Here is a 25,989-nt window from a genome sequence, read left to right as displayed (position 1 = left end):
GTTTCCGGGGCGCGGAGGCCCCGGAAACAGTTGCGCGTGCCTATGCTCAGTTGAGCTTCGGGTTGAGCAGCGCGTCGATCTTGGGATCCTTCATGTTGGCCTTGGTGACCAGGTTGGCGCCGGTGTCGACATTGGTCTCGACCTTTTCGCCCTTGGAGGCGGCAAGTGCGGTCTTGATGCCGTCATAGCCCATCCGGTAGGGATCCTGGACGACGAGGGCGGAAATGACGCCGTCATTGAGGAACTTGATCAGCTTCTCGTCGCTGTCGAAGCCAACCAGCGCCAGTTTGCCGCCGAGGCTGTTTTCGGCGACAGCCTGCCCGACGCCCTGCGCCATGATCAGGTTGGAAGCGAAAATACCCTTGAGGTTCGGATTGGCCGTTATCAGGTCGGTGGCGATGTTGAGGCCGGTGGTGGCCTGGCCGTCGGCATATTTGTCGGCGACCAGCTTCAGGCCTGGATACTTCGCCTTGAGCTGTTCGATGAAGCCCTGCTTGCGCTGTTCGAGCGAGCCGGCGCCAGGCGTGTTGGTGATCAGGGCAACGTCGCCCTCGATCTTGCCGCCATTGGCTTCGCCGATGGCCGCTGCGAGGCCGTCAGCGGCAACGCGACCGCCCTGGACGTTGTCGGTGGTCAGGAAGGAGGTGAAGGCCTTGGAGTCGGCGCCGGAATCGATGCCGATAACCTTGACCTTGGCCGCGGCTTCGTCGATCGGCTTGCCGAGCGCCTTGAACTCGGTCGGCGAGATGACGATCGCCGCCGGATTGCTGGCGACGGCGTTTTCGAGGATCGAGATCTGGCCGTTGACGTCGGTCTCTGCCTGGGCGCCGAGCTCCGGCACGTTGACGCCGAGATCCTTGCCGGCCTTGCGGGCCCCGGCCAGGACGATCTGCCAGTAGAAGGACGTGGTGTCCTTGACGATGATCGGAATGGTCACGTCCGCCGCCGAAACCGGCGCCGAGTGCATGACGCCGGCAAGCATCGACGCGGCCGCCAGCGCCATGACTGCGCGGCGATTGAGAATGCTGGTCACGAATTTCATGGAATTCCTCCCTAGGTCGCCCGGTGAACGATACGGAAGCTCGGTTCGGATAGGCGTGGCCAAACAGAACTTTATCAATAAAAAACAGTTACGCTGTTTTGATAGTGCATCGATCCGGTCGATGCAAGCGGTGTTTATGCCATCCTCCGGGCCTGGCGGCATGAACTCACTGGCGCCTTGCTATCCCGCGCGGCCGACGCTTCCGTTTCGCCTGACTAGCGTATGGAATATTAATTCCATAAATTAGTCAATGTAGAATGCCCGTTCCTTCTTCGGTTCGCGGGATCGTGAAGCCCCCGCGATCGCGCGCCTTCAAAGGACCCGCAGCTTCACGCCAATTCCTGCACCACGGTGTAGGGGCGATATCTGGCGTAGTCCGCCTGAGGCACGTCTACATCGAGCAGTTCGAGATTGCGGGTCAGGTTCGCCAGCTTGGCGGTGCCGGTCAGCACGGTGGCGACCGAGGGTTCCTGGAGGGGGAACTGGAACGCGGCGGCGGCAAGCGGGTAACCACCTTCGGCGGCGATCCGCTCCATCGCGCCGACGCGGTCGAGCACGTCACCGCTGGCGGGCTTGTAATCGAAATGGGCGCCCTGCACCGGTCCGGTCGCCAATATGCCTGAGTTGAACACACCGCCGATGACCAGCGAGGTCTGTCGGGAGCGGCAGAGCGGCAAAAGTTCGGCTTCTGCGCTGCGATCGAGCAAGGAATAGCGGCTGGCGAGCAGGATGCAGTCGAGCGGCGCGCGACGCATCACGTCGAGGCAGATCCGGACTTCGTTGACGCCAAGCCCGTAGGCGGAAATGACGCCGGAGGTTTTCAGTTCCTCGAGCGCCTTGAGGCCGCCGTCCATGAGCTGGCGAAAATGCAGCTTGGTCTTCTCGACGCCATGCGTGTAAACGCCGATGTCGTGCACAAACAGGATGTCTATCCTGTTCAGCCCGAGCCGCGCATAGCTGAAGTCGACCGAGCGCATGATGCCGTCATAGGAATAGTCGTAGTCGAGCGCGAAGGGCAGCGGATCGACGTAGGAGTGATCGGGAACCTGATCCTCCGGAACGGGCCGGAACAGGCGCCCGACCTTGGTCGACAGCACATAGGAATCGCGCGGCTTATACCGCAGGAAGTCGCCGAAACGCCGCTCCGAGAGGCCGAAACCATAGAAGGGCGCGGTGTCGAAATAGCGCAGGCCCGCTTCCCAGGCGCCTTGCAACGTTTCCATCGCCGCCTCGCGCGAACAGGCGCGGTAGAGGCCGCCGATCGCGGCGCCGCCGAAGCTGACTTCGGTGACCTCGAGCCCTGTCTGGCCGATGCGGCGTTTTTCCATGCACAACCTCCCCATTGCCCGCCATCGTCCGGCGCGGCGGATTCCAAGCGTCAACCCGCAGCATTCCAGGAAAGTTCGTGGCCACCTTCCGGACTGCGCGAACTCAAAGAGCTAGAGCGTCGCGCCGAGATGCCAGGGCACGAACTCGTTGTCGCCATAGCCGAAATCCTCGCTCTTGGTCTTGCGGCCGGAGGCCGTCTCGACGATCAGTTCGAAGATCTCGCGTCCCATGCCGGCGATGGTCTTCTCGCCGGAGGCGATGACGCCGCAATTGACGTCCATGTCCTCTTCCATCTGATGATACATGGTCGAGTTGGTTGCGACCTTGATCGACGGCGTCGGCCGGCAACCGAAGCAGGAGCCGCGGCCGGTGGTGAAGACGATGATGTTGGCGCCGCCCGCCACCTGGCCGGTAGCGGATACCGGGTCGTAGCCGGGCGTGTCCATGAACACCAGCCCGCTGCCGGTGACCTTTTCGGCATAGCCGAAGACGCCGTTGAGCGGCGTCTGGCCGCCCTTGGCAACGGCGCCCAGCGATTTCTCCAGGATGGTGGTGAGGCCGCCGCGCTTGTTGCCGGGCGAGGGGTTGTTGTCGATCGAGGCGCCGTGCTTGGCGACGTGGTCTTCCCACCATTTGACATAGCCGTCGAGCTTCTTGGCGATCTCGGGCGTCGCGGCGCGATACGCGAGCAGATGTTCGGCGCCGTAGATTTCCGTCGTCTCGGAGAGGATACCGATGCCGCCGACCCCGGCGAGGATGTCGACGGCTGCGCCCAGCGCCGGATTGGCCGTGATGCCGGACATGCCGTCGGAGCCACCACATTGCAGGCCGACGACGATCTCGCTGACCGGGATCGGTTCACGCTTGAGCTGGCCGACTTCCTCTGCGATCTCGGCCAGCACACCCATGGCCTTCTCGACCGATTTGCGCGACCCGCCGGCGTCCTGGATGTTGAAATGGCGCTTGCCGGCGGCCGCACCCTTCTGGCCGTACAACGTGAGCTGGTTGACCTCGCAGCCGAGCCCGACCATCAGCACACCGCCGAAATTGGGATGGCGGGCATAGCCGGCCAATGTGCGGTGCAGCACCATCATGCCGTCGCCGGTGGCGCTCATGCCGCAGCCCTGGCCGTGGACGATCGGGACGAAGCCGTCGATGCCGGGATATTTCGGCAGCAGCGTGCGGTTGGCCGCGTCGGCGATGGCGTGGCAGACGGTCGCCGAACAGTTGACGCTGGCGATGATGCCGATGAAGTTGCGGGTGCCGGCGCGGCCGTCGGCGCGGCGATAGCCCATGAAGGTGCGGGCGCGGTCAGCCTCGGTCGCATGCTCGGCCTCGCTTGGCGGCACCACCGGCAGGCGGCCAGCCTCGAACACCAGATTGTGCGAATGGACATGCTCGCCGGGCGCGATGTCCTGCGTGGCGCGGCCGATCGCCTGGGCATACTTGACCACGGCGGAACCGGCGGGAATCGGCTTGATCGCCACCTTGTGGCCGGGCTCGATGACGGCAGCGGCAAGCGCACCGCCCGGCAGCGCGGTGCCGATCTCGATGCGACCGTTGGCGACCGCGACATTGTCGGCTGGGGACAGAAGAATGGAGTTGGAGGCGTTCACGGGCGTTTCCTGGGGTGATCCTGGGCGGCGCGCGGATTGACACGCGCTTGTTAAGAGTTAATGTCTTTTATCGTGAAAAAACAGTTTTGCGTCAATTGTTTTTTCCCCGGCAGTTCCTGTGCCCGTGGATGAGTAGCGGCGCTGCAACCGGTAAGCGAGCTCCTCGGCAAAGCGATTCCGCTTTCAAGGGTGACGGGAACGTCATATTTGCGCTTCAAGTCGGCCGCCGCAAGCGCCGGCCAGCGATGGGTCAGGGCATGTCGAAGAGCAACAACGTCTACAAGGATGCCTACAACAGGTGCCTCAGGCTGCTCGACGAGACGCGCAGCCTGCCTTCGGAACCGGAGCTGGGTACGCTGCTCGGCGTCAGCCGCACCACCGTGCGCAGCATCCTTGCGCGCATGGAAGAAACCGGGCTGATCGCCTGGAACAAGCGCGCCAAGACGGTGCTGCGCGAAACGCGCCCCGATGATTTCTTCCCCGAGGAAGAGACCGACACGCTGGCCGAGATCATCGAGCGGTCTTTCATGCGCAGGCTGCTCGCCGGCGGCGCCGAGGCCGGCATGCAGATCAACGAGCTCGAACTGGCGCGCGAGATCGGCGTCGGCACCACCAGCGTGCGCGAGTTCCTGATCCGCTTCTCCCGCTTCGGCCTGATCGAGAAGCGCCGCAACAGCCATTGGGTGCTGAAGGGTTTCACTCGCGCCTTCGCGCTGGAGTTGACGGAAATCCGCGAGATGTTCGAATTGCGCTCGGCATCGGCATTCACCGCACTGCCGCAGGACAGCGCGGTGTGGGCCGATCTCGACAATCTCGAAGAGGAGCACCGCGGCCTGGCCCGCGACATCGCCACGCGTTTCAACGAGTTCTCGGAGCTCGACGAGCGCTTCCATCGGCTGATCCATCGTGCCTCGCACAACCGCTTCATCGTCGATTTCTATGATGTCATCGCCATGATCTTCCACTACCACTACCAGTGGAACAAGGCGCAGGAGCGCGAGCGCAACGAAATCGCGATCGGCGAGCATCTGGCCTATATCGCGGCGCTCAAATCACGCGACCTGGGCAAGGTCGATGCCGCCTGCCGCAAGCATTTGAAGTCGGCGCGCCAGACGCTGCTGACCTCGATTCCCGAGAGCCGGCACCCACAGAGGCCCTGATCGCGCCGCGTTGCCGCAGCACCGATTTGCCGATTTTCCGTCTCTTGCTGCCGTGGTAGACATCTTCCGATGATCGCTTGAAGAAGCAGATGGTTTGAACAGGCACGTCATTTGAACAAGAAGGGGAGACGGTGGAGCATGCCGGTCGCGCTTGTCGCGGCCTACCTGCTGCTGCTTCAGTCGACGCTGAGCGCATTCGCCTTCGCCACCGGGCCGGCCGCCTCGCAAATCGACGCCTTCGGCAACGTCATCTGTACCCACGAGGGCACTGCCCAGCTTCCCGATGGCGGCCCGCATCCGTCGCATCTGCCGGCATGCTGCATGCTGGGCTGCAGCATGGTTTCAGCGGCCTTTGCGCCGCCACCCGATGCCGGGCTTGCGCTGGCCTCGCTTTCGTTCGAAGCCGTCGTTTTCATCTTTCCGGCGGCGACGCATCTCGATTTCGCGCGCCAACGCTCGCCGTCGAACCCGCGCGCGCCGCCGCTTTAGGCCTGAGCCTGCTGTACGCTCGGCGGAACCTTCCGCCGGTGCTTTCATCCAAAGAACGGATCTTTCGCGACCGGCCATCGGCGCGATTCCCTATTCATGGAGCAAACCATGTCCCAAGCTTTTCATATCGCGGCGCCTCCTTCGGGCGACCGCATCAAGTTCCTGCGCAGTTTCAATGAACGTGCCGGCCTTGCCGTGCTGGCGTTCGTGCTTTTGTTCTTCGGTGCCCAGGCCGTCTGCGCGCATGAATTCAAGGCCGGCGATCTCGAGATCGAGCATCCCTGGTCGCGCGCGACACCTACCGGCGCCAAGGTGGCCGGCGGCTATTTCACCGTCACCAACAAGGGCAATGCACCCGACCGGCTGCTGTCGATTTCCTCCGACGTCTCCGAAAAGGCAGAGCTGCATGAAATGGGCGTCAAGGACGGCGTCATGACCATGCGGCCGGTGACGGGAGGCCTGGAAATCCCGGCCGGCGGCAAGGTGGCGCTAGCACCCGGCGGCTATCACCTGATGTTCATCGGCCTGAAGCGGCAACCCAAGCAGGGCGAAGAATTCGCCGCCACGCTGACCTTCGAAAAGGCTGGCGCCGTCAACGTCGAGTTCGCTGTCGAAGGCATGGGCGGCGGCATGGACGACCACGCCAATTAATCACGCCCATTCCGGATTTTGAAATCAGAGGGACCATCATGAACAAGTATCTTTTGTCGGCCGGCGCGCTCCTCGCGCTGGGGACCGGTGCCGCCTTCGCGCATGTCACGCTCGAAACCCAGGAAGCGGCGGTCGGTTCGACCTACAAGGCCATCCTGCGGGTGCCGCATGGCTGTGACGGCAAGGCGACGACCGCCGTGCGCGTGCAGATTCCGGAAGGGGTGATCGCGGTGAAGCCGATGCCGAAGCCCGGCTGGACGCTGCAGACCAAGAAGGGCAAGTACGAGAAATCCTACCAGCTCTACGGCCAGGCGGTGGCCGACGGCGTCAAGGAGGTCGATTGGAGCGGCGGCAATCTGCCGGACGAATTCTACGACGAGTTCATCTTCCGTGCGATGCTGACGGCAGACCTCCCGGCGGGTCAGAAACTCTATTTCCCAGTGGTGCAGGAGTGCGATGGCGCCGCCGACCGCTGGATCGAAATCCCGGCGGCCGGGCAGGACGAAGACTCCCTGGAGAACCCCGCGCCCGGCATCAAGCTCACGCCGAAAAAATAAGCTCTCGCGGCGCGCTCCATGTCAGGAGCGCGCTGCATTTCATGGCAATGACATGACGGTGATATTCCCTTCCAGGACGGTTCGTGCGGCCGGCAAGCTCATCGGCCGGGTTTCTACTGGGCTGCTGGTCGTGGCCGTGCTGCTGATTGCCATGGCGGCGACAAATCAGGCTTCCGCCCACGCCGCGCTGATCAAGACCGATCCGGCCGACGGCGCCGTGCTGTCGCAGGCCCCGGCGCAATTCGCGCTGACTTTCAGCGAACCGGTCTCGCCACTGGTGCTGACGCTGGTGAAACCCGACGGCACGGCCGTTCCGCTGACGTCCTTCCGCCTCAGCGACCAGACCGTCGTGATCGACGATCCGCAGGCACTTGGATCGGGCACGCATGTGCTGAGCTGGCGGGTCATTTCCGCCGACGGTCATCCGGTCGGCGGCTCTCTGCTGTTTTCCATCGGCGCGGCGAGCGAGCCGCCGGCCGTTTCCGAAGCCGTCGACTGGCAGTTGCGCTCGGCGATCTGGATCGGCAAGGTCTGCCTCTATATCGGCCTGTTCCTCGGCGTCGGCGGCGCCTTCGCCCTCGCCTGGCTGGCGCGGGGTGGCCGCGCCGGACAGCGCTTCGTTGCCGCCGCAATCCTGTGCGGGCTGGTCGCGGCACCCCTGTCGCTTGGCTTTCAAGGGCTGGATGCGCTCGGCGCGCCGCTCACGCATCTGGCGCAGCCGGCCATCTGGACCGCGGGTCTCGGCACCAGCTTCGGCTGGACGGTGTTGATCGCGCTGATCGCGCTGGGGCTCGGTCTTTTGTCGCTGGCCGGGCCGCGCGCGGCCGCCAGGCCCGTAGCGCTCGCCGGCCTGGCCGGAACGGGTCTCGCGCTCGCCGCCAGCGGCCACGCAAGCGCTGCCGAGCCGCAATGGCTGACGCGGCCGATGGTGTTCCTGCACGGCGCCGGCATTGCCTTCTGGGCCGGTGCGCTGGCGCCGCTCGGGCTCGCGCTGAAACGGCAGGATGCCGAAGCCGTCGCGTTCCTTCGCCGGTTCTCCGCCGCTATCATGCCGGTGGTGGCCTTGCTTGCCGCCGCCGGCGTGGTGCTGGCCGTCATCCAGGTGCAAACACCCACAGCGCTGGTCAACACCGCCTATGGCCGGCTGCTGCTGGTCAAGCTCGCGCTGCTGGTCTTCCTGTTCACGCTCGCCGCCGTCAACCGCTGGAGATTGACGGCGATGGCCGAGGCGGGGGCAACGGAGGTGCGGCGCAGGCTCACCCGTTCGATCGGCGTCGAAATGCTGATCGTGCTCGCCATCTTCGGTGTCGCCGCCGGCTGGCGCTTCACGCCGCCGCCACGGGCGCTGGCGATTGCAGCGGCGCAGCCGGTTTCGGTTCATATCCACGCGCTGAAGGCGATGGCCGATCTCAGCATCACGCCCGGCCATACTGGGCCGGTCGCCGCCTCGATGATCATCATGAGCGGCGATTTCGGGCCGCTCGACGCCAAGGAGGTGACGCTGGTGCTGTCGAAGCCGGACTCCGGCATCGAGCCGCTGAAGCGGGCGGCGACCAAGCCCGGCGACGGCAGCTGGCGTGTCGACGATCTCGTCATCCCGGTCCCTGGCCGGTGGACGGCGCGTATCGACATACTGGTCTCCGACTTCGAGATGGTGAAGATCGAGGCGCCGGTAGACATCAGGCCGTGATGGCTCTCCAACACAATTCGGCGAGGCGGTTGACGCGAGCCTGAAGGCTCGTCAATCATCCTGGCAGGATGCGTCTTGGAAAAACCCGGGCAATCGCGGCTCGAACAAACAAGATCCGAAAGCAGGGAAGAAACATGGAAAAAGCCGAAATCGGCCTGATCGGCCTTGGCACGATGGGCTCCAACCTGGCGCTCAACATTGCCGAGCACGGGCACCGCATCGCTGTTTTCAATCGCACCAGGGCGCGTACGGATGCCTTTGTCGAGAATGCCGGCGCGCTCAGGGATATGGTTGTCCCCTGCTACAGCCTGGAGGAACTCGCCGCCGCGATCCGGCCGCCGCGGCCGATCATCATCATGGTGCTGGCCGGCAAGCCGGTCGATGAACAGATCGCCGCCTTGCGCGGCGTGCTGTCCAACAACGACATCGTCATCGATGCCGGCAATGCCAATTTCCGCGACACGATGCGGCGCTTTTCCGAGCTGGCGGGCTCCGGCCTCACCTTCATCGGCATGGGCGTGTCCGGCGGCGAGGAGGGTGCGCGCCACGGGCCGTCGATCATGGTCGGCGGCACCGAAGAGTCCTGGAAGCGCGTCGAGAAGGTGCTGACGGCAATCTCCGCCAAGTTCAAGGACGAGCCATGCGCGGCCTGGCTCGGCACCGACGGCGCCGGCCATTTCGTCAAGACCATCCACAACGGCATCGAATATGCCGACATGCAGATGATCGGCGAAATCTACGGCATCCTGCGCGACGGCCTGGGCATGGGACCAAAGGAGATCGGCACCGTGTTCGCCGGCTGGAACAAGGGCCGGCTCAACTCCTACCTGATCGAGATCACCGCCAAGGTGCTGGCGTCAGATGATCCCAGGACGGGCAAGCCGGTGGTCGACATCATCCTCGACCGCGCAGGCCAGAAGGGCACCGGCAAATGGTCGGTCATCGAGGCACAGCAACTCGGCATTCCGGCGACCGCCATCGAGGCGGCGGTGGCGGCACGCGTCCTGTCGTCGATCAAGGACGAGCGGCTTGCGGCGGAAAAAGCCTATGGCAGCATCGGCGTCACCAGGATTTCGGGCGACAAGGCGGACCTGCTCAAGGACCTGGAATTGGCGCTGTTCGCCGGCAAGATATCAGCCTACGCGCAAGGCTTCGCAGTAATGAGCGGCGCTTCGAAGGAGTTCAACTGGAACCTGCCGATGCCGACCATCGCCAAGATCTGGCGCGCCGGCTGCATCATCCGATCGCAGATGCTCGACACCATGGCCGAAGCTTTCGGCAGCGGCGGCGCTTCGACCAATCTCCTGATGGCGCCGGCCTTCATCACCATGATGCAGGAGGCGCATCCGTCACTGCGGCGCGTCGTGGCCAGGGCTTCCGAAGCTGGATCGCCGGTGCCGGCGCTGTCTTCGGCCCTTGCCTATTTCGACAGCTATCGCCAGGGCCGTGGAACCTCGAACTTGATCCAGGCACAGCGCGACTTCTTCGGTGCGCATGGCTTCGAGCGCATCGACGACAAGGGCGCCTTCCATGGACCCTGGGGGAGCGGCGCGGCCGGCTGACGGCTCGGCTTCAATCAGCCGCGATAAGCCACAACCCCGCCCGGAGCGCTGAGCGACTGCAGCGAGCCGGGCGCCGCGCCGCCGATCCAGCCGAGCACGGCGCGGGCGAGTTCGGAACCGGCCAGCCGGAAGTTCTCGTTGACGATCAGCAGTTCCCGGCGGAACAGATGCAGCAGTTCCGACGACTGTTTCGACACAACGTCGATGTCGCGGCCGAGCTTCAACCCGGCGTCCTCGATGCCGGCAACAATGGCGAGTGTGGCGGCCGCGGCGCTGCTGACGATGCCGTCCGGCCTGATGTCGCGCCGCATCAGCTGCGCGGTTCTCATCCTGATCTGCTCGATCGAGTGGTCGATCGAAACGGTGTTGAACGGCACCTCCGAGGCGCCGACTTCGCTCAGCGCGTCGGCAAAGCCGTTCACGGTGTGCCCGTGATAGGTCAGGCCGACCGGCGGCGTCACCAGGGCCAGTCGACGCCGGCCCAAGCCGGCCAGATGGCGCACCGCCTCGGCCGCGAAGGCGTAATTGTCGAAATCATGATAGGGGTGCACGAGCCCCATATCGGTGCGGCCGTGCGTTGCAAAGGGTATGCCGCGCTCCAGCATGTAGCGGGCCCTTGGGTCGTTGGGCTGGGTGCGCGAAATGATGACGCCGTCGGCGGAGCCGGTCTCCACGAGATAGCGCACCGGGTCCAGCGGATCCTGCGAGCGCGAGTAGGGCGTGACGATCAGATGGTAGGGCGTATCGGCGATGACTTCGGTGACGCCGTAGATGATGTCGGAGACAAAGCTCATGATTTCGTGCTCGGTGTTGAGCACGAGGCTGATGACGTTGGTCTTGCCGGTTCGCAGGCGCACGCCGGCGCGGTTCGGCCGGTAACCAATCTGCTTGGCCACGAGCTGGACGCGGCGCCTGGTCTCGGCGCCGATCTCCGGCGCATCCTTCAGCGCCCGCGACACGGTGGTGACGCCGAGCCCGGTCATGAAGGCGAGCGTCTTCAGCGTCGGCCGCTCCCTGGCCGACGTCTCGTCATCGCTGTCCGTGCGCCGTCTGTCCATTCGTCCCGCCCCGTCAGGCGCTTAGCAGCCGCTGGGCAAGCCGGCAATCGCCGCCGTCGCTCCCATGGCGCGTCTCCTTAGCTGAACAAGCCTATACTGAAACGTTACAGCTTGTCACGATCGGTGTGTAATCAGGGCTGTGGCCGAGGTCGAAAGCCCGCACGGGCTCGCCGCCGAAAAGCGTTGGGAATCAGCAGGTAGGGCCTTGCGGACAAGCTTCTTGCGGGTTTTCCCCTTTGCTCAGAGCGATTTTGCATATTGCGATGCACAATGGGCCCACTGCCAAAGGATTTTGTTCGCAGCCCGAAAAATATCGGACTGACTTTCAAGGGAAGGGTTGCGCAGGCCTTGCAATTGACGTATCGAAAATCTGTAACGTTTCAGATTCTGGGAGGAAACCGAAATGCGATACAAATTCCTGACCGCCGCGTTCGCGGCGACGGTGGCGTTGAGTTTTGCCGGGCCGGCGGCCGCAACCGATCTGGAAGTCACCCATTGGTGGACATCCGGCGGCGAGGCGGCGGCGGTCGCCGAACTCGCCAAAGCCTTCGACGCAACCGGCAACCACTGGGTCGACGGCGCCATCGCCGGGTCCGGCGGTACGGCGCGGCCGATCATGATCAGCCGCATCACCGGCGGCGACCCGATGGGCGCCACCCAGTTCAATCATGGCCGGCAAGCGGAAGAGCTGGTGCAGGCAGGCCTGATGCGCGACCTCACCGATGTCGCCACCAAGGGCAAGTGGACCGAGGTCGTGCGGCCGAAGAGCCTGCTGGACGGTTGCACCATCGACGGCAAGATCTATTGCGTGCCGGTCAACATTCACTCCTGGCAGTGGCTGTGGCTGTCGAACGCGGCCTTCGAGAAGGCCGGCGTGCCGGTGCCGAAGAACTGGAACGAATATGTTGCCGCCGCCCCGGCGCTGGAAAAGGCCGGCATCGTGCCGCTCGCGGTCGGCGGGCAGGCCTGGCAGGCGTCGGGCGCATTCGACGTGCTGCTCGCCGCGGTGGGCGGCACCGACACTTTCCTCAAGGTCTACAAGGACAAGGATGCGACGTTCGCCGCCGGCCCCGAAGTCGCCAAGGTCTTCAAGGCGGCCGACGATGCGCGCAAGATGGCCAAGAACACCAATGTGCAGGACTGGAACCAGGCCACCAACATGGTCATCACCGGCAAGGCCGGCGGCCAGATCATGGGCGATTGGGCGCAAGGCGAATTCCAGGTCGCCGGCAAGACAGCCGGCAAGGACTACACCTGCCTTCCCGGGCTTGGCCTGAACGAGGTCATCGCCACCGGCGGCGACGCCTTCTACTTCCCGCTGCTCAAAGACGCCGACAAGTCCAAGGCGCAGGAAGTGCTGGCCGAGACCTTGCTCGATCCCAAGACCCAGGTCGCTTTCAACCTCAAGAAAGGCTCGCTACCGGTGCGCGGCGACGTCGACCTCAACGCTGCGAACGATTGCATGAAGAAGGGGCTCGACATCCTGGCCAAGGGCGCCGTCATGCCCTGGACGGACCAACTGCTCTCGCAGGACAGCCAGAAGCAGAAGGAGGACCTGTTCTCGGAGTTCTTCGCCAAGCCCGACATGACGCTCGAAGAAGCACAAAAGCGGTTCGCCGACATCATCGCCTCGGCCGACTGACCGCCGACGAGCCGCCTCGCTCCCGACCCGGCCACCCGCAGGGCCGGGAGCGAGGCGTGCCGACCTTGCCGCCCTTACCCGATCCAGCATGGCTGCACCGATGAGCAAGAGCGAACGCCCGAGCCAACTCTTCCGCAACCTCAATGCGAAGGTCGCCTCGATCCCGATGATCCTTACCGCGCTGGTGGTGTTCGTCGGCGGCACAGCCTGGACGGTGCTTTATTCCTTCACCAATTCGAAGCTTCTGCCGCGGCTGCATTTCGTCGGGCTCGACCAGTACTACCGGCTGTGGGCGACGCCGCGCTGGCTGGTCTCGATCGAGAATCTTTTGATCTACGGCGTGCTGTCGCTCGTCTTCTCGCTGGCAATCGGGTTCCTGCTTGCGGCACTGCTCGACCAGAAGATCCGTTTCGAGGACACGTTCCGCACCATCTTTCTCTATCCCTTCGCGCTTTCCTTCATCGTCACCGGACTTGTCTGGCAATGGCTGCTCAATCCCGATTTCGGCATCCAAGGCGTGGTTCGCGACCTCGGCTGGACAAGCTTCAATTTCGATCCGCTCTACAATTCGAGCATCGTCATCTACGGCATATTGATCGCCGCGCTGTGGCAAGGCACCGGGCTGATCATGTGCCTGATGCTGGCGGGTCTGCGCGGCATTGACGAGGACATCTGGAAGGCTGCCCGGGTGGACGGCATTCCCACCTGGAAGACCTATCTCTTCATCATCATCCCGATGATGCGGCCGGTCTTCATCACCACGCTTGTCATCATCGCGTCGGGCATCGTCAAGGTCTACGACCTCGTCGTCGCGCAGACCAGCGGCGGGCCGGGCATTTCCTCTGAAGTGCCAGCCAAATATGTCTACGACTACATGTTCTTTGCCCAGAACCTCGGCCAGGGCTTTGCCGCCTCGACCATGATGCTCTTGTCGGTGATGATCGTCATCGTGCCGTGGGCGTATCTCGAATTCGGAGGCCGCAAGCGTGTCTGATCATGCCGTCTCCCTGGCCGCATCCCACGCCGCCATCCGCGCCGATGCCTCGGGACCGAGCGGACCGAAGCCACGGCACATGTTCTCGCGCCGCAACATCTTCCTGTATGGCACGCTCATCGTGGTGGCGCTCTATTACCTGCTGCCGCTCTATGTGATGGTTGTCACCTCGCTCAAGGGCATGCCGGAAATTCGTCTCGGCAACATCTTCTCGCCGCCGCTTGAGATCACGTTCGAGCCCTGGGTCAAGGCATGGTCGCAGGCCTGCACCGGCCTTAACTGCGACGGTCTCTCTCGCGGCTTCTGGAACTCGGTGCGCATCACCGTGCCCTCGGTTATCCTGTCGATCGCCATCGCTTCGGTGAACGGCTATGCGCTCGCCAACTGGCGCTTCAAGGGCGCCGACACGTTCTTCGTCATCCTGATCGTCGGCGCCTTCATTCCCTATCAGGTGATGATCTATCCGATCGTCATCATCCTGCGCGAGATCGGCCTCTATGGCAGCCTCAGCGGCCTGGTGATCGTCCATTCGATTTTCGGCATGCCGATCCTGACGCTGCTGTTTCGCAACTATTTCACCTCCATGCCGGAGGAGCTGTTCCGGGCGGCGCGCGTCGACGGCGCCGGCTTCTGGGGCATTTATCTGCGCATCATGCTGCCGATGTCGCTGCCGATCTTCGTCGTCGCCGTCATCCTGCAGGTGACCGGCATCTGGAACGACTTCCTGTTCGGCGTCGTCTATACGCGCCCCGACACCTATCCGATGACGGTGCAGCTCAACAACATCGTCAACTCGGTGCAGGGCGTGAAGGAATACAACGTCAACATGGCCGCCACCATCCTGACCGGACTGGTGCCGCTGGTCGTCTACTTCATTTCCGGCAAATTGTTCGTGCGCGGCATTGCCGCCGGCGCGGTGAAAGGGTGATGTCGATGGCGGCAAACGGCACCAGCGTTTCGATCCAGGACCTGTCGCTGAACTTCGGCTTGGTCTCGGTGCTGCAGACGCTCAACCTCGACGTCGCCGAGGGCGAGTTCATCGTGCTGCTCGGACCCTCTGGCTGCGGCAAGTCGACCTTGCTCAACTGCATCGCCGGACTGCTCGATATTTCCGACGGCCGCATCTTCATCAAGGGCAAGAACGTCACCTGGGAAGAGCCCAAGGACCGCGGCATCGGCATGGTGTTCCAGTCCTACGCGCTTTATCCTCAGATGACGGTGGAAAAGAATTTGTCCTTCGGGCTGCGCGTCGCCGGCGTGCCCAAGGACGAGATCGCGAAGCGCATCGCGCGCGCCGCCGAGATCCTGCAGATCGAGCCGCTGTTGCAGCGCAAGCCCGCGGCCCTCTCCGGCGGCCAGCGCCAACGCGTGGCGATCGGGCGCGCGCTGGTGCGCGACGTCGACGTGTTCCTGTTCGACGAGCCGCTGTCGAACCTGGACGCCAAGCTGCGCTCCGAACTGCGCGTCGAGATCAAGCTTTTGCACCGTAAGTTGCAGAATACCATGATCTACGTCACGCATGACCAGATCGAGGCGATGACGCTGGCCGACCGTATCGCGGTCATGCGCGGCGGCGTTATCCAGCAGCTCGACGCGCCCCAGACCATCTATAACAAACCGGTCAACCGCTTCGTCGCCGGCTTCCTCGGTTCGCCGGCGATGAACTTCATCGACGGCAGGCTCGAAAAAGACGCTGGCGACTGGTTTTTCGTGGCCGATAATCTCAAGGTTCCGCTCGGCACCTATCAATTCGACAAGCAACCGGACGCCGGCCCTGCCGTGTTCGGCATCAGGCCCGAGCATGTCAGCCTGAACAGCGGCACGGGCTGGCCGTTCTCGACGGCGGCCAATGTCCAGGTGGTCGAACCGATGGGTTCCGACACGCTGGTGTGGCTGAAGCTTGCACAGCAGAATTTCAGCGTCCGGGTGACGTCCGAACGCACGCCCCAGAATGACGAGGTGGTGACCGTGGGCTTCGACCCGATGCGCGCCTCGCTCTTCGATGCCCAAACCGGCAACCGCATCTGACGCCGACAACATCCCCAAGCAGAACGGACAAGACGATGAACTGGTCATTCCAACTTTATAGCGCCCGCAATTTCCTGCCGTGGGAAGGCGTGCTCGAGATGCTCGGCAAGCTCGGCTACACAGAGGTCGAAGGCTTCGGCGGCGTTTATGACGATCCCAAGGCCTTTCGGGCGGAACTCGACAAGAACGGCCTTGCCATGCCGACCGGACATTTCTCCATCGATGCGCTGGAGAAGGATTTCGACGGCGTGCGCAGGATAGCCGAGGCGCTCGGCATCAAGCTTTTGATCTGCCCCTACCTCATGCCCGAGGACAGGCCATCGGAGGCTGCCGGCTGGCGCGGCTTCGGCGAGCGTCTGGCCAAGGTCGGCGAGACGGCGAAAAAGGCCGGCTACGGCTTTGCCTGGCACAATCATGATTTCGAGTTCAAGGCGCTCGCCGACGGCTCGCTGCCGCAGGATCACATCCTGGCTTCAGCGCCCGACATCGGCTGGGAAATGGACGTCGCCTGGGTGGTGCGCGGCGGCGCCGATCCGCTGCCCTGGATCGAAAAGCATGGCAAGCGCATCGTTGCCGTTCACGTCAAGGACATGGCAAGGCCGGGCGAGGGGCTGGACGAGGACGGTTGGTCCGATGTCGGCCACGGCACGATCGACTGGGCCGGCCTGATCAAGGCGCTGCGGGCCAAGAGCGCGGCCAAATACTTCGTCATGGAACAGGACAATCCCAACGACATCGAGCGCTTCGCCCGCCGTTCGATCGCAACCGTAAAGGCCTACTAGGAACAAGCATCATGGCAAACAAACTTGGCGTCGGCGTCATCGGCTGCGGCAACATCTCGAAGGCATATTTCTCGCTGGCGCCGCTGTTTCGCGGCATCAAGATGCGGGCTTGCGCCGATATCAACATGGACGCCGCGAAGGCGCGGGCGAAGGAGTTCAAGCTGCGCGCCGAGACGGTCGAGGACCTGCTCAAGGCCGACGACATCGATATCATCGTCAACCTGACCATTCCGGCCGTGCACTACGAAGTATCGAAACAGGTGCTCGATGCGGGCAAGCATGTCTATTCGGAAAAGCCGTTCGTGCTTTCGGTCAAGGAGGGGCTCGACCTGAAGAAGCGGGCGGAGAAGAAGGGTCTTCGCATCGGCTCGGCACCCGACACCTTCTTCGGCGGCGCGCATCAGTTGGTGCGCAACCTGATCGACACCGGCAAGCTCGGCAGGATCACCAGCGGCACCTGCCATGTCATGGGGCACGGCATGGAGCACTGGCACCCCAATCCGGACTTCTTCTTCCAGCCGGGCGCCGGCCCCGTGCTCGACATCGGGCCGTACTACATCACCAATCTGATCCAGCTGATCGGACCGGTGAAACAGGTGGCGGCCTTCGCCACAACCCCGGCCAAGGAACGCACGATCAGTTCGAAACCGCGCGCGGGCGAAAGGATCCCGGTCAACACGCCGACCACCATCCATGGCCTGCTGGAGTTCGAGAACGGGGCCGTGATCACGCTCAACACCAGCTGGGACGTCTGGAGCCACGGCCATGCGCCGATGGAGCTCTATGGAGAGATGGGAAGCGTGTTCGTGCCGGATCCGAACTTCTTCGGCGGCGACGTGCGCTTCACTGAAGCCGCCAAGCCGGTGAAGAAGCTACCGAAATGGCAGCATCCGTTCGGCGTGCCCAATGAGATGCATTCGCAGGGCATGATGGCCAATTATCGCACCGCCGGTCTCGCCGACATGGCGATTGCGATCTCCGAGGGCAGGCCGCACCGCTGCTCGATGGAGCTGGCGCTGCATGCCGTCGACGTCATGACGGGCATGCTGCGCTCGGGTGAAACCGGCAAGTTCGTCGCCATGCAGACCACCTGCGAACGTCCAGCCGCGCTCGGCATCAAGGAAGCCAAGGCGCTGATGGCGAAGAAGAGCCAGATCGGGGATTATCGATAATTTTGATGAACCCTCTCCCGGTTTTCGCCGGGAGAGGGTAAGGATTGGGGCGCAGGGCACGCGCGTCGCGTTCGCGATGACAGTGCCCAGTCATCCAGCTTCGAGGATTTTCCCCATGCCCTATGTCGCCGCCGAAAACCGCTATGAGAAAATGGTCTACAACCGCTGCGGGCGGTCCGGCCTGAAACTGCCGGCGATCTCGCTGGGGCTGTGGCACAATTTCGGCAACGACACGCCGCACAGGACCAAGCAGGCGATCGTGCGCAAGGCTTTCGACCTCGGCATCACGCATTTCGACCTCGCCAACAATTATGGGCCGCCGCCCGGCTCGGCCGAGATTGCTTTCGGCGAGATACTGCGCACCGACTTCGCCGCCTATCGCGACGAGCTCATCATCTCGACCAAGGCCGGCTACGAGATGTGGGCGGGGCCCTATGGCCAATGGGGCGGACGCAAATATTTGCTGGCCAGCCTCGACCAGAGTCTGAAGCGGATGGGGCTCGACTATGTCGACATCTTCTATTCGCACCGCTTCGATCCGGATACGCCGCTGGAGGAAACGATGGGCGCGCTCGACCATGCGGTGCGCTCGGGCAAGGCGCTCTATGTCGGCATCTCGTCCTACAATTCCCAGCGCACGCGCGAGGCGGCCGATATACTGAAGCGGCTCGGCACGCCTTGCGTAATCCATCAGCCGAGTTATTCGATGCTCAACCGGTGGGTCGAGGATGACGGGCTGCTCGACACGCTCGATGGGCTGGGCGTCGGCTCGATCGTGTTCTCGCCCCTGGCACAGGGCATGCTGACCGACAAATATCTCGGCGGCATCCCCCAGGGCAGCCGTGCCTCCCAGGGCAAGTCGCTGCGGCCGGCCTTCATCAACGACAACACCATCGCCAACATACAGGCGTTGAACGCGATCGCGGGCCGCCGCGGCCAGACGCTGGCGCAGATGGCGCTGGCGTGGGTGCTGCGCAAGGGCAAGGTGACATCGGCGTTGATCGGCGCCAGCCGGCCGGAGCAGGTGGAGGACTGTGTCGGCGCGCTGGAGGCGCCCGATTTCAGCGACGCCGAGCTTGCCGAGATCGACAATTACGCGCGCGAGTCCGACATCAATCTGTGGGCGGCCTCGGCCGAGCGCAACGGCCCGCCAAGGAAGTAGGCATGGAAGCCGGTGAACGACAATGGCGGGAGCCCTCCCGCCATTGTCGTTCGCGGAATGCCGCGCCAGCGCGTTTCAACAGAAGAGTAGCAAAGACGGCGGTTCGTCGCTATCTGAATGGGCAGCGGGCCGTATGCGTGTTGAAACGACCCGCATGTGACGCAAGACAGGTCGGAAACGGATCATGGCGGCAAGGGATGTGCTGACGAAGAACCAGCTGTGCGTGCTCGAGAAACTCGAGGCCGCCAGCGGGCCGCTCAGCGCCTACACCTTGCTTGACCAGCTGCGGGAGCGGGGATTCCGGGCGCCGCTGCAGGTCTACCGTGCGCTCGACACGCTGGTGAAGTCCGGCTTCGTGCATCGGCTGGAAAGCCTCAATTCCTTCGTCGCCTGCGTCGAGCCGCACGACCACAGCCATTCGATGACCGCTTTCGCCATCTGTGACACATGTGGCCAGGTGACCGAAATGTCCGACCACGATGTCGGACACCGGCTGGACGAATGGGTGCGCTCCTCAGGTTTTGCCGCCAAGAAGGCGGTGATCGAGTTCCGTGGGACCTGTGCCAAGTGCTTGTCGGAAGCTGCCTGACGCGTTCTCGCAATCCGAGATATTCGCTCCACGACGACCAAGTCCACGCTAATGCGCCTCGTCCCAATTGTCAGCAGCGCGCGCATCGACATGCAGCGGCACCGACATCGAGACCGCCGGCATGGCCGCGTTCTCCATGACGTGGCGCACGACGGGAATCGTCGCCTCGACCTCCGCCTCGATCGTCTCGAAGATCAGCTCGTCGTGCACCTGCAAGAGCATGCGGGCCGAAAGCCTGGCCTTCTCCAGCGCCTCGTCCATGCGCACCATGGCGCGGCGGATGATGTCGGCGGCGGTGCCTTGCAGGCGCGCGTTGATCGAGGCGCGCTCGTTGAAGGCGCGGATCGAGGGATTGGAGGACCGGATCTCGGGGTAGTGGATGCGGCGGCCGAAGATGGTTTCGACGAAACCGTGCTCGCGGGCATAGGCCTTGGTCTCTTCGATATAGTCGCGGATGCCGGGAAAGCGCTCGAAATATTTCTTGATGTAGTTGCTGGCCTCCTCGCGCGGAATCGACAGCTGGTTGGCGAGGCCGAAGGCCGAGATGCCGTAGATGATGCCGAAATTGATCGCCTTGGCGCGGCGGCGCACTTCCGAAGGCATGCCCTCCACGGGCACGTTGAACATTTCCGAGGCGGTGATGGCGTGGATGTCGGCGCCGTCGGCGAAGGCCTGCCGCAGTTGCGGGATTTCGGCGACATGAGCGAGCACGCGCAATTCGATCTGGCTGTAGTCGGCCGAAACCAGCCGGTTGCCCTTGTCGGCGATGAAGGCCGTTCTGATCCTGCGCCCTTCGGCGGTGCGCACCGGGATGTTCTGCAGGTTCGGTTCGGAGGATGACAGCCGTCCCGTTGTCGTCGCGGCGAGCGCGTAGGAGGTGTGGACCCGCTTGGTGTCCGGGTTGACGAAGCCGGGCAGCGCATCGGTGTAGGTCGATTTCAGCTTGGTCAGCTGGCGCCAGTCGACGATCTTGCGCGGCAGTTCGTGGCCTTCGGCGGCGAGGTCTTCCAGAAGCTGCGCCGAGGTCGACCATTGGCCGGTCTTGGTCTTGGAGCCGCCGGGCAGGCCCATGCGGCCGAACAGGATATCGCCGAGTTGCTTGGGCGAGCCGATGTTGATGCGCTCGCCGACGAGCTGGTAGATTTCTTCCTCGAGCCGGGCCGCGCCCTGCGCCAGTTCGCCCGACAGCCGCGACAGGATCTGCCGGTCGACCGAGATGCCGCGCTGTTCCATGCGCGCCAGCACCGGCACCAGCGGCCGTTCCAGCCGCTCATAGACCGACACCAGGCCCTTGGCGGCGAGCCGCGGCTTCAGCACCTGCCAGAGCCTGAGCGTCACATCGGCGTCCTCGGCGGCGTGGGCGGTAGCCTTGTCGACGTCGACCTGGTCGAAGCCGACCGAATTTTTCCCGGAGCCGGTCACGTCCTTGAGCTGAAGCGGACTATGGCCCAGCCATTTCTCGGCGAGCGCGTCCATGCCGTGGCCATGCGAGGTGCCGGCATCGAGCACGTAGGAGATCAGCATGGTATCGTCAAAGGGGCCGACCTCGATGCCGTAGCGGCTCATGATGACGAGGTCGTATTTCAGGTTCTGCGCGATCTTGAGGACAGACTTGTCCTCGAGCAGCGGTTTCAGCACGGCCAGCGCCTCGCGCAGTGGGATCTGGTTGTCGACCGGCCCGCCGCCGAGCAGGTCGCCATTTCCGCTCCTGTGGGCAAACGGCACATAGGCGGCGCGACCCGGCGCCGTCGCCAGCGACAAGCCGATCAGTTCGGCCTGCATCGGATCAGGCGACGTCGCGCGGGCATCGAAGGCGACGATGCCGGTCTCCAGCGCTTCGGCGACCCAGGCCTTCAGGCTGGCGACGTCGCGGATGCACTGATAGGCCGAAATGTCGATCTTGCGGGCGGTGGCGGCCTCCAGGCGAAGCGCCGACAGAAGCGAGGGGGTGTTGCCTTCCTTGGTGGCGCCAGCTGCGGCCAAGGTCGCCTCGCCGTCCTGCTCCGCCTCGGCGCTGGGCGCGACCGGCGCGCCAGCGCCGACATCGGGTCCATGCGCGGAGTCCGCGCGTTCGACCGTCACCGCGACAGCCTGCACGTCGCTTGCCTCGGTTCCCGTCGTTTCCGCCACGCGGCGGGTCAGCGAAGAGAATTCCATGGTCTTGAGGAAGCCGATCAGCTTCGGCCCGTCCGGCGCGTGCAGGACGAAATCGTCCAGCCCGTCGGCCACCGGCACATCGTTTTTCAACGTCACCAGCTGGCGCGAGATGCGCGCCTTGTCGGCATTGGCGATGATGGATTCGCGTCGTTTCTCCTGCTTGATCTCGCCGGCGCGCTCGAGCAGTCCGTCGAGATCGCCGAACTGTTCGAGCAATTGCGCCGCGGTCTTCGGTCCGATGCCCGGCACGCCGGGAACATTGTCGACGGAATCGCCGGTCAATGCCTGCAGGTCGATCATCTTCTCCGGCGGCACGCCCCATTTCTCGATGACCTCGGGAATGCCGATCTGGCGATCCTTCATCGGATCGTACATGCTCACCGTCGGGCCGACCAACTGCATCAGGTCCTTGTCGGAGGAGATGATGGTGGTGTCGCCGCCGGCCTCGCAAGCCAGCCGGCAATAGGTGGCGATGAGGTCGTCGGCCTCGAACCCTTCCATCTCGAGGCAGGGCAGGTTGAACGCCCTGGTCGCCTGCCGGATGAGGCCGAATTGCGGGATCAGGTCTTCCGGCGGCGCCGAACGGTTGGCCTTGTATTCGGGATAGAGATCGTTGCGGAACGTCTTCGACGAATAGTCGAAAATGACCGCGAAATGCGTCGGCACGATGCCCACATCGGTGTTGCGGGCATCCTGCATCAACTTCCACAACATGTTGCAGAAGCCGGACACGGCGCCGACCGGCAGGCCGTCGGACTTACGGGTCAGCGGCGGCAGCGCGTGATAGGCACGGAAGATGTAGCCGGAGCCGTCGACAAGAAAGAGATGATCGCCTTTTTTCATGCCGGCAGGGATAGCGCGGCGCGGCGGCTTGGTCCATGCCAAAGGCACCGCTTCCAGCAACACCCTGACAGGCAGGCGACAGGTTGGTTGGAAAGAGGTGAAATCGGCATTATTTTCGCACGCAGGGCTGCCTGGCTCCGCCTGTCCGACGGCACCTCACGGCCATGTTACAAAAGTGTAATATTCGTGCCCTTGAATCGCCACGTTCGAGGACACAGATAAATGTCATCGGCAATTTTCGCCGACGTCCGGAGCAAGGCCCGTCCCCCGCCTATCCCGGACACCTGCGGCAGCCTATCCCCCCTCTCCGGGCTGCCGCATCGTTTCGAGTAGAAGGGCCGCCGTGGTTCCCCCTCCACCACGGCGGTCTTTTTTGTTCGAATACGCGCTTGGAGCCCGTGGTCCAATGGTCCCGGGCTTTTCGTTTGTCCGCTCTGCCTTTAGGGTTCCGGCACTGAATCGAAAGGCTCGCCAAATGTCCGTTTCCCCCGTTCTCGACCGTCTCGACAAGAATCTCGACCAGAGCTTGGAGCGCCTGTTCGGGCTGCTCCGGATCAGGTCGATCTCCACCGATCCGGCCTATGCCGCAGACTGCCGCAAGGCGGCCGAATGGCTGGTGGGAGAACTCAAGGTGATCGGCTTCGATGCCAGCGTGCGCGACACGCCAGGCCACCCGATGGTGGTTGCGCATCATGACGGGCCGGCCGGTTCGCCGCATGTGCTGTTCTATGGCCACTATGACGTACAGCCGGTCGATCCGATCGAGCTTTGGGAAAACGACCCGTTCGCGCCGGCGCTCAAGGACATCGGACCCGGCCACAAGGTGATCACCGGGCGCGGATCGGCCGACGACAAGGGTCAGTTGATGACCTTCGTCGAGGCTTGCCGGGCCTGGAAGCAGGTGCATGGCAATCTGCCGTGCCGTATCACCATCCTGTTCGAGGGCGAGGAGGAGTCGGGCTCGCCGTCGCTGAAGCCGTTCCTCGAAGCCAATGCCGATGAACTCAAGGCCGATTTCGCGTTGGTCTGCGATACCAGCATGTGGGACCGCGACACGCCGTCAATCTGCGTGGGACTGCGCGGGCTGGTCGGCGAGGAGATCACCGTGAAGGCCGCCGACCGCGACCTGCATTCGGGTCTCTATGGCGGCGCCGCCGCCAACCCGATCCGCATCCTGGCCAAGGTGCTGGCCGACATTCACGACAAGGACGGCCATATCACCATCCCGGGCTTCTATGACGGCGTCGAGGAAACGCCATCGCAGATCCTGAAATCGTGGGAAACGCTGGGCGAAACGGCCGAGACGTTCCTTGGCCCCGTCGGCCTGTCGATCCCGTCGGGCGAAAAGGGCCGCTCGCTGCTGGAACTCACCTGGGCACGGCCGACGGCCGAGTTCAACGGCATCACCGGCGGTTACACCGGCAAGGGCTTCAAGACGGTGATCGCGGCGCAGGCCTCGGCGAAAGTATCTTTCCGCCTCGTCCACAAGCAGGATCCCAGGAAGATCCGCGCCGCCTTCCAGCAGTTCGTCAAGGAGCGCATTCCGGCCGACTGTTCGGTAGAATTCCACCCGCATGGCGGCTCGCCGGCGATCCAGCTTTCCTACGACTCGCCGTTCCTGGCGAAGGCCAAGACGGCGCTGTCGGACGAATGGCCGAAGCCGGCGGTGACGATCGGCAGCGGCGGCTCGATCCCCGTGGTCGGCGACTTCCAGACCTATCTCGGCATGGAATCGCTGCTGGTCGGGTTCGGCCTCGACGACGACCGCATCCACTCGCCCAACGAAAAGTATGAGTTGAGTTCCTTCCACAAGGGCCAGCGCTCCTGGGCGCGCATCCTGGACGCCCTGACGCGCTGAGCCGCGAAATCACGAAAGGCGGGAAAATCAAGTTTATGTTGATTTTTCCGCCGATCACGGCAAGGACGGGGTTGCCAGCGCAACGTGCTGGAGCGCGCGTGTCCGCCTGAGGGATGCGCGACGCAAGGCGCGACCCGGAGAAGACGATGAGCGACATCCGTTTCCACAGACACGATCTGCCCGACCTCTCCCGCTACAATGTCGGAGCGGTTGCCATCGATACGGAAACGCTGGGCCTGAATCCGCATCGCGACCGGCTGTGCGTGGTGCAGATTTCACCCGGCGACGGCAGCGCCGACGTCATCCAGATCGCGCCGGGCCAAAAGGAGGCGCCGAACCTTGTCAAGCTCTTGGGAAACCACAGCGTGACCAAGCTGTTCCACTATGGGCGCTTCGACCTTGCCGTGCTCTACCATGCGTTCGGGGTGATGCCCGAGCCGGTGTTCTGCACCAAGATCGCCTCGCGGCTGACCCGCACCTACACCGACCGGCATGGGCTGAAGGACATCTGCTTCGAGCTTCTGGGCATCGGCCTGTCCAAGGCGCAGCAATCGTCCGACTGGGCGGCTGAAACGCTGTCGCCCGAACAACTCGAATACGCCGCTTCCGACGTGCTCTATCTGCACCGGCTGCGCGACGTGCTGGCGTCGCGGCTTGCGCGCGAGGATCGCACGAAGGAGGCCGACGCCTGTTTCCGCTTCCTGCCGACACGCGCCAAGCTTGACCTCATGGGCTGGGACGAAGAGGATATTTTCGCTCATAGCTGATGGCGTCGCGGCGCCCTGCCGCCGATGGCCGTCTGGGACAGATGCCGGCCGTCGCGTTCCGTCGGCTCGAGAAGAGGGATGACATGGCCGACAGGAAGCCCATATCGACCGCGCCCACCGACGGTTCCAAGGTCACCGTGACCTGGAAGGACAGCGACGGCGTGCTCAACGAATCCATCGCCCAATACCGAGACGGCGGCTGGTGGGTCTACATCGACAGCAACACGCAGAAGAAGGTCGAGCCGACCAGCTGGCGGCCCGCCGCGAGCGACGACGGCGACCAATGACTAGCCCGCTGGCGAGGCGGGCTGCTTTCGCATAGCGTGAAGCCGTTGATCGAGGCCGATTCGGAGCCTTCCGCTCCGCGCTCGCCCTCTTGCTTGGAGGAAGTCCCTATGGGTGTCGAAAGCCTGCTCGTCTTCATCATCATCGGTGCCGTCGCCGGCTGGCTCGCCGGTCTCATCGTCTCCGGTTTCGGCTTCGGCCTGATCGGCAACATCATCGTCGGCATTATCGGCGCGTTCATCGCCGGCTGGCTTTTCCCGCGGATCGGTTTCTCCATCGGTGGCGGCATTCTCGCCTCGATCATCCACGCCACCATCGGCGCCATCATCCTGCTGGTGCTGGTCAGGGTCCTGAAGCGAGCCTGAGGCCCGGCACAGAGGAGCGCGCCATGAAACAGAATCCGCTCTATCTCGTCATTGGCGCGCTCGTCGTCGTGGTCATCGCGCTCGGCATCTATGTCTATCGTGAACAGACCAAGCCGAAAGGCGTGGAGCTCAAGATCGACGACAAGGGCATCTCGATTCAGCAGAACTGAACGGAGCCCTCGCCATGCTGT

General features: G+C 63.7%; 24 protein-coding genes. 19 read left to right on the top strand and 5 right to left on the bottom strand.

Going from position 1 to position 25,989, the window contains the following annotated elements:
• Nucleotides 1-46 precede the first annotated feature (46 nt).
• From LB566_RS08815 to LB566_RS08805, 3 genes are all read right to left on the bottom strand, one after another.
• On the bottom strand, nt 47-1,042 hold the full coding sequence (locus LB566_RS08815) for an ABC transporter substrate-binding protein (RefSeq protein ID WP_140513786.1): 996 nt from the start codon (nt 1,040-1,042) through the stop codon (nt 47-49).
• Between the two features lie 329 nt (nt 1,043-1,371).
• Entirely contained in the window at nt 1,372-2,370 is a 999-nt protein-coding gene (locus LB566_RS08810; RefSeq protein WP_224624087.1) for an aldo/keto reductase, read from the bottom strand.
• A 111-nt stretch (nt 2,371-2,481) separates the two neighbouring features.
• Complete coding sequence (locus LB566_RS08805; protein WP_224624086.1) at nt 2,482-3,987, bottom strand: UxaA family hydrolase; 1,506 nt, start codon at nt 3,985-3,987, stop codon at nt 2,482-2,484.
• A 257-nt stretch (nt 3,988-4,244) separates the two neighbouring features.
• Here LB566_RS08805 and LB566_RS08800 point away from each other — a divergent pair, with 257 nt between their 5' ends.
• The 6 genes from LB566_RS08800 (at nt 4,245) to gndA (ending at nt 10,096) form a co-directional block, all read left to right on the top strand.
• Nucleotides 4,245-5,147, top strand: a complete 903-nt coding sequence (locus LB566_RS08800; protein ID WP_140500297.1) for a GntR family transcriptional regulator — start codon at nt 4,245-4,247, stop codon at nt 5,145-5,147.
• A gap of 138 nt (nt 5,148-5,285) precedes the next feature.
• Nucleotides 5,286-5,636 carry a DUF2946 family protein gene (locus LB566_RS08795; protein ID WP_224624085.1) on the top strand — a complete coding sequence of 117 codons (351 nt, stop codon included), beginning with the start codon at nt 5,286-5,288 and terminating at the stop codon, nt 5,634-5,636.
• 108 nt (nt 5,637-5,744) lie between these two features.
• Nucleotides 5,745-6,287 (top strand): copper chaperone PCu(A)C, encoded by a 543-nt coding sequence (locus LB566_RS08790; RefSeq protein ID WP_224624084.1) that lies wholly within the window; start codon nt 5,745-5,747, stop codon nt 6,285-6,287.
• Between the two features lie 38 nt (nt 6,288-6,325).
• Nucleotides 6,326-6,844, top strand: coding sequence for a YcnI family protein (locus tag LB566_RS08785; RefSeq protein ID WP_224624083.1), 519 nt, complete (start codon nt 6,326-6,328; stop codon nt 6,842-6,844).
• 52 nt (nt 6,845-6,896) lie between these two features.
• Nucleotides 6,897-8,534 (top strand): copper resistance CopC/CopD family protein, encoded by a 1,638-nt coding sequence (locus LB566_RS08780; protein WP_224624082.1) that lies wholly within the window; start codon nt 6,897-6,899, stop codon nt 8,532-8,534.
• Between the two features lie 68 nt (nt 8,535-8,602).
• Nucleotides 8,603-10,096, top strand: coding sequence for an NADP-dependent phosphogluconate dehydrogenase (gene gndA, locus LB566_RS08775; RefSeq protein WP_263498057.1), 1,494 nt, complete (start codon nt 8,603-8,605; stop codon nt 10,094-10,096).
• 14 nt (nt 10,097-10,110) lie between these two features.
• Here gndA and LB566_RS08770 read toward each other — a convergent pair whose 3' ends face one another.
• Nucleotides 10,111-11,154, bottom strand: coding sequence for a LacI family transcriptional regulator (locus tag LB566_RS08770; RefSeq protein WP_224624080.1), 1,044 nt, complete (start codon nt 11,152-11,154; stop codon nt 10,111-10,113).
• 403 nt (nt 11,155-11,557) lie between these two features.
• Between LB566_RS08770 and LB566_RS08765 the strand changes: the two genes are divergently transcribed.
• The 8 genes from LB566_RS08765 (at nt 11,558) to LB566_RS08730 (ending at nt 19,523) form a co-directional block, all read left to right on the top strand.
• Nucleotides 11,558-12,796: an ABC transporter substrate-binding protein gene (locus tag LB566_RS08765; RefSeq protein WP_224624079.1), complete on the top strand. Its 1,239-nt coding sequence runs from the start codon at nt 11,558-11,560 to the stop codon at nt 12,794-12,796.
• Between the two features lie 100 nt (nt 12,797-12,896).
• A complete protein-coding gene (locus LB566_RS08760) occupies nt 12,897-13,790 on the top strand; it encodes a carbohydrate ABC transporter permease (protein ID WP_140549468.1) in 894 nt (297 codons plus the stop codon).
• Nucleotides 13,783-14,718, top strand: a complete 936-nt coding sequence (locus tag LB566_RS08755; RefSeq protein WP_140549469.1) for a carbohydrate ABC transporter permease — start codon at nt 13,783-13,785, stop codon at nt 14,716-14,718. The genes LB566_RS08760 and LB566_RS08755 overlap by 8 nt, the downstream gene beginning before the upstream one ends.
• The gene (locus LB566_RS08750; RefSeq protein WP_224624078.1) at nt 14,718-15,818 is read left to right on the top strand and encodes an ABC transporter ATP-binding protein; all 1,101 of its coding nucleotides are present in this window, start codon (nt 14,718-14,720) and stop codon (nt 15,816-15,818) included. Before LB566_RS08755 ends, LB566_RS08750 begins: the two co-directional genes overlap by 1 nt.
• Nucleotides 15,819-15,853: 35 nt before the next feature.
• Nucleotides 15,854-16,600, top strand: coding sequence for a sugar phosphate isomerase/epimerase family protein (locus LB566_RS08745; RefSeq protein ID WP_224624077.1), 747 nt, complete (start codon nt 15,854-15,856; stop codon nt 16,598-16,600).
• A gap of 11 nt (nt 16,601-16,611) precedes the next feature.
• Nucleotides 16,612-17,772 carry a Gfo/Idh/MocA family protein gene (locus LB566_RS08740; RefSeq protein WP_224624076.1) on the top strand — a complete coding sequence of 387 codons (1,161 nt, stop codon included), beginning with the start codon at nt 16,612-16,614 and terminating at the stop codon, nt 17,770-17,772.
• A gap of 115 nt (nt 17,773-17,887) precedes the next feature.
• Nucleotides 17,888-18,934 (top strand): L-glyceraldehyde 3-phosphate reductase, encoded by a 1,047-nt coding sequence (gene mgrA, locus LB566_RS08735; protein WP_224624075.1) that lies wholly within the window; start codon nt 17,888-17,890, stop codon nt 18,932-18,934.
• Nucleotides 18,935-19,118: 184 nt separating this feature from the next.
• Nucleotides 19,119-19,523, top strand: a complete 405-nt coding sequence (locus tag LB566_RS08730) for a Fur family transcriptional regulator (RefSeq protein ID WP_140549472.1) — start codon at nt 19,119-19,121, stop codon at nt 19,521-19,523.
• Between the two features lie 48 nt (nt 19,524-19,571).
• Here LB566_RS08730 and polA read toward each other — a convergent pair whose 3' ends face one another.
• Entirely contained in the window at nt 19,572-22,523 is a 2,952-nt protein-coding gene (gene polA / locus LB566_RS08725; RefSeq protein ID WP_224624129.1) for a DNA polymerase I, read from the bottom strand.
• 475 nt (nt 22,524-22,998) lie between these two features.
• Between polA and LB566_RS08720 the strand changes: the two genes are divergently transcribed.
• From LB566_RS08720 to LB566_RS08700, 5 genes are all read left to right on the top strand, one after another.
• The gene (locus LB566_RS08720; protein WP_224624074.1) at nt 22,999-24,381 is read left to right on the top strand and encodes a M20/M25/M40 family metallo-hydrolase; all 1,383 of its coding nucleotides are present in this window, start codon (nt 22,999-23,001) and stop codon (nt 24,379-24,381) included.
• A gap of 146 nt (nt 24,382-24,527) precedes the next feature.
• Nucleotides 24,528-25,148 carry a ribonuclease D gene (locus tag LB566_RS08715; protein WP_224624073.1) on the top strand — a complete coding sequence of 207 codons (621 nt, stop codon included), beginning with the start codon at nt 24,528-24,530 and terminating at the stop codon, nt 25,146-25,148.
• Between the two features lie 83 nt (nt 25,149-25,231).
• Nucleotides 25,232-25,435, top strand: coding sequence for a hypothetical protein (locus tag LB566_RS08710; RefSeq protein WP_224624072.1), 204 nt, complete (start codon nt 25,232-25,234; stop codon nt 25,433-25,435).
• Nucleotides 25,436-25,543: 108 nt separating this feature from the next.
• On the top strand, nt 25,544-25,798 hold the full coding sequence (locus LB566_RS08705) for a GlsB/YeaQ/YmgE family stress response membrane protein (RefSeq protein ID WP_140549477.1): 255 nt from the start codon (nt 25,544-25,546) through the stop codon (nt 25,796-25,798).
• 23 nt (nt 25,799-25,821) lie between these two features.
• The gene (locus LB566_RS08700) at nt 25,822-25,968 is read left to right on the top strand and encodes a hypothetical protein (RefSeq protein WP_224624071.1); all 147 of its coding nucleotides are present in this window, start codon (nt 25,822-25,824) and stop codon (nt 25,966-25,968) included.
• Nucleotides 25,969-25,989: the final 21 nt, after the last annotated feature.

The sequence above is a fragment of the Mesorhizobium sp. CA13 genome, assembly GCF_020165235.1.
In the GTDB taxonomy this organism is placed as follows: Bacteria; Pseudomonadota; Alphaproteobacteria; order Rhizobiales; family Rhizobiaceae; genus Mesorhizobium.
The sequence above is the reverse complement of the archived record's forward strand: the minus strand, read 5'-3'. Positions and strand labels throughout refer to the sequence as shown.